This is a genomic window from Mesorhizobium sp. M7A.F.Ca.US.002.01.1.1 (assembly GCF_004022955.1).
GTDB classification, from domain to species: domain Bacteria; phylum Pseudomonadota; class Alphaproteobacteria; order Rhizobiales; family Rhizobiaceae; genus Mesorhizobium; species Mesorhizobium ciceri.
In genome coordinates this window covers 5,001-10,524 of the sequence record NZ_RZQE01000193.1, presented here as the reverse complement: position 1 = coordinate 10,524, position 5,524 = coordinate 5,001, and the positions used below count along the sequence as shown (strand labels likewise).

Sequence of the window (5,524 nt, the reverse complement as noted above, 5' to 3'; positions counted from 1 at the left end):
TACGCGGCTCTCTTGAATTTCGCTAAGGGCAGGCTTAGAAGCAAACTTCTTCGTCGCCAGCGGCGAGCCGCCCTCGTTCGTGAGGCGTATATAGTCGCCACCAACGACAACTGTCAACACACATCGATAATGTTTTTTCGATTTCTCGTAGAGATATCCACCGGGCCGAAATTCATGAGTTGGCTTGGCTGAATTGTGGGCGGCGTTCTAGCGCCTATCATTCCTGTGATGCGTCCCGAGATCGAGGCGCTGATGTGTGCCATCGCACCCGTCGCGCCTCGATGGCTGCAGAGCAATTCTCCACCGAGGCGCCGTTTAGAGCCGGTTCTCGAGCAATTCCGGCGTGATGTTCCGGCCAGCGTAGAAGATGCCCAGGATCAGCACCCGCCCACCCTCGACGGCGAAGGCAATGCTGACGGCGCGGCGATAGCCAACAATCCGCAACCCCGGCATGATCTCGACCCGCTCGGTGCCCCGCTGTGGAAAAGTCGACGGCCGAGACAATGGTCGCGGATACCCGCAATGAAATTCCGGGCGATCGCCGGCGACGCACGTCCGGCTAGGTCATCGTAGAGTTGCTCCAGCTCCGACTCCGCCTTGGAGTGGAAGACAATCCGATACTCCATCCCCTACTTGGCTTTCGCCTGCTTGGAGCGATGACGCGCCTCCAGCCGGGAGAAGACCGTGTCGGCAGGGATGCCCTTCATCGGATCCTGCCGGAGTTCAGCCAGGCGCCCTGGTATCTCCTCGCGCAGCCATTTCTCTCGCTCCGCCTCGAAATCCTCGAGCATGCGCAGGCCCGCGCGGACAACCTCGCTGGCATTGTTGTAGCGGCCTGATTCGAGCTGCTTCCTGATGAAGCTCTCGTAGTGGTCATTCAAAGCGTAATTTGGCATTGGCAACCTCCTGCGGGGAGCGATCCCGAATCTGGCGCCGATTCGGCCACGCCTTACCTCGCGTGACTCATCCGCAGAGAATCGCCCTTCGCTTTGATTCGGCATGATCGAGGCATCGCTTCAACGCCCCCAGGCCGCTCGACCAACGGCACTTGCGGCTATTGCGGCGTGACACACCGGCCGCCGGCGCGATCGAGGATTCACATGCAGGTCGATATTCGCGGTCATCAGTCATTGTCATGGTCGAGGGTGGCCACAAAAGCCGGCTGAATAGAACACCACCCCGACCAAATTCATTTCGTATTTGACTGCAAATCATCACCGGCATCACCGATGCCTGGCACGAGGATCGGATGGCTTTGTCTTTTCCGCCTCCGATTCGGTTGATCCGGCCATGGCGGCGGCCTGGCGCTTCACTTGCCAGTCCCCCAAACGCAAACGGCCCGCGGGCTGCGGGCTGTTTTGTTGAGGCTTTGTTTGTTGTCGTACCTTGTCGGCTGAGTCCTCTTGTGCGCCGAGGACTGCCGCTTGCGGGCACCATTGTCCCTTGAACGCGAACAGCCCGCCGGCTGATGCCAGGCGGGCTGTTGCTTAGTGAAGTTTGGTTTGCGGGACGGGATCTGGTTCTTTTGTCCCGCAGCTTCGGCTTCGCTTTCGGGGGCCTGAGCCTGGGCAGATCGATGGCCACCCCAGCCGCATATCAAAACGGCGCGCGGGCATTTGTGGCTGGCGGGCTGTTTTTGATGTTGGTTTTGGGGAGAGGATTTGCGTTTTCTGTCTGGCGGCTTGGCTTGGCTGGTTGCGGGCGCCTGATGACAGGCCGGCAGCACAGCACAGCACAAAACAAAAGAGCCCGCACGATGGCGGGCCTTTTTGAATTTGGTTGCGGGGACAGGATTTGAACCTGTGACCTTCAGGTTATGAGCCTGACGAGCTACCGGGCTGCTCCACCCCGCGTCAATTTTTGTGTAAGCCGAGGCCTACAGATAGGTATATGGCTGACCAAATGAAAGGGCCGCTTACGCGGCCCGTGATCCCTTGGCGGGCCATTTCATAAAGAGAAGATTTTTCTCCATCCGATTTGGATGTGAGATCAACGTGCGTTTGGCAGACCTGGCAGCGACCTACTCTCCCGCGTCTTGAGACGAAGTACCATCAGCGCTGGAGCGTTTCACGGCCGAGTTCGGAATGGGATCGGGTGCAGCCGCTCCGCCATAACCACCAGGTCGGCAAAACGCACGTTGTTCGAGAAGCTTTTGAGCGAAGGGCACAAAGAGACATCGGCAGCGGGGCTGTCGGGTGCCTCTCGGGGCTGTTCGCTGGTCTTTGTGTGCCTTTACGGTTCTTGGTCTGGCGCCTTTCGAAGCGAAGCTTCGCAAGGTCGACCGTCGGCGCTGATGCGCCGCACTCACGTAGCGCCGCCCGCAGGGCGGAACAAGCGTGAGTGAGAACAGACCATCTGACTTTGTCAGATGGGCATAAGGAATGAGAACGATCAAGCCGATCGAACTATTAGTACCGGTAAGCTTCAAGCGTTGCCGCTCTTCCACACCCGGCCTATCAACGTGGTCGTCTTCCACGGTTCTCAGGGAATACTCGTTTTAAGGTGGGTTTCCCGCTTAGATGCCTTCAGCGGTTATCCCGTCCGGATATAGCTACCCTGCTATGCGGCTGGCGCCACAACAGGTCCACCAGAGATCCGTCCATCCCGGTCCTCTCGTACTAGGGACAGATCCTTTCAATATTCCTACACCCACGGCAGATAGGGACCGAACTGTCTCACGACGTTCTGAACCCAACTCACGTACCGCTTTAAATGGCGAACAGCCATACCCTTGGGACCTGCTCCAGCCCCAGGATGCGATGAGTCGACATCGAGGTGCCAAACAACCCCGTCGATATGGACTCTTGGGGGTCATCAGCCTGTTATCCCCGGCGTACCTTTTATCCGTTGAGCGATGGCCCTTCCACGCGGGACCACCGGATCACTATGACCGACTTTCGTCTCTGCTCGACTTGTCAGTCTCGCAGTCAGGCAGGCTTATGCCATTGCACTCAGCGAACGATTTCCGACCGTTCTGAGCCCACCATCGCGCGCCTCCGTTACTCTTTAGGAGGCGACCGCCCCAGTCAAACTACCCACCATACATTGTCCCGGACCCGGATAACGGGCCGCGGTTAGACATCCATAGTAATAAGGGTGGTATTTCAAGGGTGGCTCCACCTGAGCTGGCGCCCAGGCTTCAAAGCCTACCACCTATCCTACACATGCCACTACGAATGCCAATGTAAAGCTATAGTAAAGGTGCACGGGGTCTTTCCGTCTAACCGCAGGAACCCCGCATCTTCACGGGGAATTCAATTTCACTGAGTCTATGCTGGAGACAGCGGGGAAGTCGTTACGCCATTCGTGCAGGTCGGAACTTACCCGACAAGGAATTTCGCTACCTTAGGACCGTTATAGTTACGGCCGCCGTTTACTGGGGCTTCGATTCAGAGCTTGCACCCCTCCTCTTAACCTTCCAGCACCGGGCAGGCGTCAGACCCTATACGTCGTCTTGCGACTTCGCAGAGCCCTGTGTTTTTGATAAACAGTCGCTACCCCCTGGTCTGTGCCACCCTCCTCTACTTGCGTAGAAAAGGGTCACGCTTCTTCCGAAGTTACGCGTGCAATTTGCCGAGTTCCTTCAGCATAGTTCTCTCAAGCGCCTTGGTATACTCTACCAGACCACCAGTGTCGGTTTCGGGTACGGTTTATAAGGAGGAGCTATTTCCTGGAACCACGCAGCAGCCCGTTCAATCCGATAAGATTGGACTACCTCAATGATCCGTCACTACCTCCAAGCCCACGAATATTAACGTGGTTCCCATCGACTACGCGTTTCCGCCTCGTCTTAGGGGCCGGCTAACCCTGCTCAGATTAGCTTTAAGCAGGAACCCTTGGTCTTTCGGCGGGGGAGTCTCTCACTCCCCTTACGTTACTCATGTCAGCATTCGCACTTCTGATACCTCCACCACCCCTCACGGGTATGGCTTCATCAGCTTACAGAACGCTCCGCTACCGCTTGGCCCTTGCGGACCAAACCCTAAGCTTCGGTGTATGGCTTTAGCCCCGTTACATTTTCGGCGCAAAGACCCTTATTTAGACCAGTGAGCTGTTACGCTTTCTTTAAATGATGGCTGCTTCTAAGCCAACATCCTGGTTGTTTTGGGATCCTCACATCCTTTCCCACTTAGCCATAACTTGGGGACCTTAGCTGTAGGTCAGGGTTGTTTCCCTTTTCACGACGGACGTTAGCACCCGCCGTGTGTCTGCCGACTAGTACTCCCAGGTATTCGGAGTTTGGTTAGGTTTGGTAATCCGGTGAGGACCCCTAGCCCATCCAGTGCTCTACCCCCTGGGGTATTCGGTCGACGCTCTACCTAAATAGATTTCGCGGAGAACCAGCTATTTCCGAGTTTGATTGGCCTTTCACCCCTAGCCACAAGTCATCCCGAACTATTGCAACAGTTATGGGTTCGGTCCTCCAGTAAGTGTTACCTTACCTTCAACCTGCTCATGGCTAGATCACTCGGTTTCGGGTCTAATGCGACGAACTGAACGCCCTGTTCAGACTCGCTTTCGCTGCGCCTACACCTAGCGGTTTAAGCTTGCTCGTCACACTAAGTCGCTGACCCATTATACAAAAGGTACGTGGTCACCCAGGACGAACCTTGGGCTTCCACTGTTTGTAGGCAATCGGTTTCAGGTACTCTTTCACTCCCCTTGTCGGGGTGCTTTTCACCTTTCCCTCACGGTACTAGTTCGCTATCGGTCATGCACGAGTACTTAGGCTTGGAGGGTGGTCCCCCCAATTTCAGACAGGATTTCACGTGTCCCGCCTTACTCGAGGACGATTGATTGCATTACGCGTACGGGGCTGTCACCCACTATGGCCCTACTTTCCAGAAGGTTCCGCTTGTCTCTCAATCGCCACTGGCCTGGTCCGGGTTCGCTCGCCACTACTTCCGGAGTCTCGGTTGATGTCCTTTCCTACGGGTACTTAGATGTTTCAGTTCCCCGCGTTCGCCACTTTACCCCTATGTATTCAGGGTAAGTTACCTATTATCGATACTTGGAAACCACAGCAGCAATCCGGCCTTGCGACCTTCTGGCTGCTCTGATTTTCCAAGTACCTTAGGTGGGTTTCCCCATTCGGAAATCTACGGATCAAAGGGTATTCGCACCTCCCCGTAGCTTATCGCAGCGTATCACGTCCTTCATCGCCTGTGCATGCCAAGGCATCCACCAATTGCCCTTAAGACACTTGATCGTTCTCATTGCCAATGCCCATCCGCGCAATCCCGAAGGGATTGTCGCTTCAGCCTTCCCCTTACGGAGTTGGCATCCACGCAATTCCAAAGGAATTGTCGCCTGAAGCAGATCCTGTGCGGGATCAAACTTCGATGTCATTGGCACAAAAAGACCAGCTTCTCGAGATCGGTTCGAGGGTGCGGTTAGGCAAGCCCATCATATGCGGGAGATTGAGCGTCTCCCGCGACAAATCACGGCATTACTGCCATGAAGTTCGAACAAATCTTCTCTTTACAATGTCAAACAGAACAAGCGGCAAGCCAGACGCTCACCA

At 55.7% G+C, this 5,524-nt stretch carries 1 protein-coding gene, 1 tRNA gene, 2 rRNA genes and 1 pseudogene; all 5 read right to left on the bottom strand.

Annotated elements, in window-relative coordinates; all coding sequences use genetic code 11:
- Positions 1–315: 315 nt before the first annotated feature.
- Positions 316–626, bottom strand: a pseudogene (locus EN932_RS19135) (type II toxin-antitoxin system RelE/ParE family toxin).
- Between the two features lie 3 nt (positions 627–629).
- Positions 630–896, bottom strand: coding sequence for a type II toxin-antitoxin system ParD family antitoxin (locus EN932_RS19130; protein WP_027163779.1), 267 nt, complete (start codon positions 894–896; stop codon positions 630–632).
- Positions 897–1,776: 880 nt separating this feature from the next.
- Positions 1,777–1,853: transfer RNA gene (locus EN932_RS19125), tRNA-Met, on the bottom strand.
- Positions 1,854–2,007: 154 nt separating this feature from the next.
- A 5S ribosomal RNA gene (gene rrf / locus EN932_RS19120) occupies positions 2,008–2,122 on the bottom strand.
- A gap of 265 nt (positions 2,123–2,387) precedes the next feature.
- A 23S ribosomal RNA gene (locus EN932_RS19115) occupies positions 2,388–5,209 on the bottom strand.
- Between the last annotated feature and the right edge of the window lie 315 nt (positions 5,210–5,524).

What these genes read in the sequence shown, in the direction of transcription:
- EN932_RS19130 (WP_027163779.1), bottom strand. Translation starts at nt 896, where the DNA reads ATGCCAAATTACGCTTTGAATGACCACTACGAGAGCTTCATCAGGAAG.